The sequence below is a fragment of the Psychrobacter sp. DD43 genome, assembly GCF_904846555.1.
Taxonomy (GTDB): Bacteria; Pseudomonadota; Gammaproteobacteria; order Pseudomonadales; family Moraxellaceae; genus Psychrobacter; species Psychrobacter cryohalolentis.
This window is the reverse complement of sequence record NZ_CAJHBE010000040.1, coordinates 1-2,779: the sequence shown is the minus strand read 5'-3', so window position 1 is coordinate 2,779 and position 2,779 is coordinate 1. Positions and strand designations below refer to the sequence as shown.

The following is a 2,779-nucleotide window of genomic DNA, read 5'->3' as shown; positions in this document are numbered from 1 at the left end:
GTATATTGTAGTATATTATATACAACATACTACAATATACTATTAAGGGATACAAAATCATGGCACTCACGATACAAGATATTCATGCAGCAGCAGACCAATTACAAGAGCAAGGGGTTAAGCCGACACTGGCAGAGGTGCGTAAGGCGCTAGGCGGTGGATCATTCACGACTATCAGTGATGCTATGCAAAGCTGGAAGCGAGAACAGCAAGAAGAGCAAGAGCTACAGCAAGTAGACTTACCTAGTGGTATCACAGAACGCTTGCACACGCTTGGGGCTGATATGTGGCAGACGGCTATTGATATGGCTAATGATAGATTGTCTAAAGAGCGTGAAGCTTTAGAGGTGGTTAAGATCAAGGCACAAGCAGAGATGGACGAAGCGCAAGAAGCGGTTAAGACCTTGGAGGGGGAACAAGCGGATTTACTACAGCAACTGGACGAGGTGACCGGCACTGCGGAAACAGCAACTAAAAGCGCACAGCAAGCCACAGCTGACCATGACGCTACCAAACAGACGCTATTAGATACTAGGCATGAATTAGAGCTTGAACGCACTAAGGCTAAGACCGCGCAATCACAGCTTGCAGAGGTGAGTAATGCATTAGATAAGCAATCTATAGAGCTGACTAGCAGTCTTGGTGAGGTAGCCACGCTTAAAGCCACAGCTGATAGTGATAAGGCAGAGATTGCACGTTTAAAGATTGAACTTAAAAATACTAAGTCAGAGCTAAAGGCAGTCACCACTGAGCGGAATGATATACAAACGGCTACCGCAGAGATCAAAGGAGAGTTAAAGGCAGTCACCGCTGAACGTGACAAGCTATCAGGACTTAATAATCAGCTGACTCAAACTCAGGCTAAGCTTGAAGCCGAGCATAGCGTATTGAATAAACAATATAGCGAGCTATCAAGCCGTCATTTATCAAAGCAGGAACAAGTGACTCTGTTACAAGATCAACTTAAGAAAGCACAAGATGCTCTAATACTTATTCAAAACAAAGATAATACTTTGGATGCTGACTAAATAAAAGTATTCGAGGTTTCAGTTTAATTAGGATTTCAAGATAAAGAACAGTTATAAGTTTGGGAGGTAGTTTACCCAAGGCATAGATCTCGTTCTATTCACACTAAGCTTATGAATCAACCATGACAATATCGACTCACTGAATAAGTGACTGCTGTATAATAACTATTCTAAATTTTTCTCTGGACTCTTATAGTATATAGCCGAGTGGGCTATATACTACTTAAATTAGCCTAAGTGAATTTATGCTGATTTTGGAGCCTTGAGCAGATTTCAAGGAACACTCACCCTAAAGCGATTATGAGTAGATAAAATACTCACAATCGCTTTAGTGCATTCCTTGGATTTGATGTGATTAGTCATGCCGACTTCATTGCCCATCGCGTCATCAAGACCGTATCACTGTATCAAGCTACGGTTGTTAAGATTACGGCTGATAGCACCGCCTAGACACGCTCTTAACCGCTACTGTGCTGTCATACGCTAGCAAGGGCATAAACCCAATATACCGCTACGATATGCACGAGTAACCACTCATTGCGTTGCTCAATATGTCTAGAACCCCCTGTCGAGAGCTTACCCCTGTGTCAAACGCAGTCGTCGCCGAGGCCTGCCACCCATTTGACGGGTAACGGGTACAAAGAGAGCAGCACAAGGATGTAACGAGCGAACAAGCAGTTTTTAAAATGTATAGTGAATAAGGTTGATATGAAAGCAGTTTTTGGATAAAATGCACCTACACGGGCATTTAATGCTGTTCAAATAACGCACTGCGTATGCTTATTTGTTCGTTACAGGGTGTTGACGCACTCTGTAACCGTTAGCTACATTAAAAACTAAATGCCTCTAGGAGTCAACTCCCAGAGGCATTTTTTTGTTTAGTCTTTCGATATGACTCTGGTAAATCTTTAGGTGCTATCATAATCAACTTTCTCAAGTACTTCAAATCGCTTTGAGAGTGTCATAATCTCTCAAAAAACCATCTGAACCGCCTCAGGTTTTCGGAGACTAAACAGTCTTAGAGAGTACGACGAACTCGGGGTGGTTTACCCATACGCTTTGAGCTAAGCCACATCTTCATGAGCGTCGTTTCGTAATTTGTCTTGTAATGCTAGCAATCCAAAAATTTCTCAGTTTTGCGCCAGAAATGTGCAGGTAGTGCACAAGCGGTATCATGTGGCATCTTAAACGCGCTTGCCGATAATTCTTGTAATGAGTAATGATATCAGTAGTGTCTATTTCTGACTGATCAAATCATGAAAGGTTAAATACGCCCTGATGTTAAGCACAAAAAAACCCAGCAATGATATTAAGATCACTACTGGGTTGGAGGAAATAACAACTATGTTGTGCTGACTTAGAAAGTCTTATTTATCATTCATAGCAAGGTAGATATTACGATCTGATGCGGATGCGTCATCCACATATTTTGAATCGCGCCATGTCGTATAAGCATAGACACCACTGTATGGGCTGATGCTGTTCTGACGGAAATCAGAAATCCAATTTTCGCCATCAAATATTTGGATATGGCCATGCGGGCGCTTTGATGAGCGATCATAGACAATAACATCACCTACTTGGGTTGGCATATCATTACTGATTTTGCTAAAACCTGCTTTATCAAGCGTGCCACGAGTGGCGTACTGATAGGCTGAAGGATTGGGTGTAAATTCATAACCAGCTGATTGTAGTGCTTTACGTACGTAACGGGCACAATATCCAGAGCTGCCAGATAAAGCCACTTTTGA

2 protein-coding genes are annotated in these 2,779 nt (G+C 42.2%); one reads left to right on the top strand and one right to left on the bottom strand.

The genetic code is table 11. From position 1 onward, the window contains the following. The first annotated feature begins 59 nt into the window (after positions 1–59). Positions 60–1,028 carry a DNA-binding protein gene (locus JMX89_RS12695; protein ID WP_025652670.1) on the top strand — a complete coding sequence of 323 codons (969 nt, stop codon included), beginning with the start codon at positions 60–62 and terminating at the stop codon, positions 1,026–1,028. A 1,367-nt stretch (positions 1,029–2,395) separates the two neighbouring features. On the opposite strand, the gene JMX89_RS12690 is transcribed toward JMX89_RS12695, so the two are convergent. Continuing rightward, on the bottom strand, positions 2,396–2,779 hold a 384-nt coding region (locus JMX89_RS12690), incomplete at its 5' end, for a CHAP domain-containing protein (RefSeq protein ID WP_201551726.1).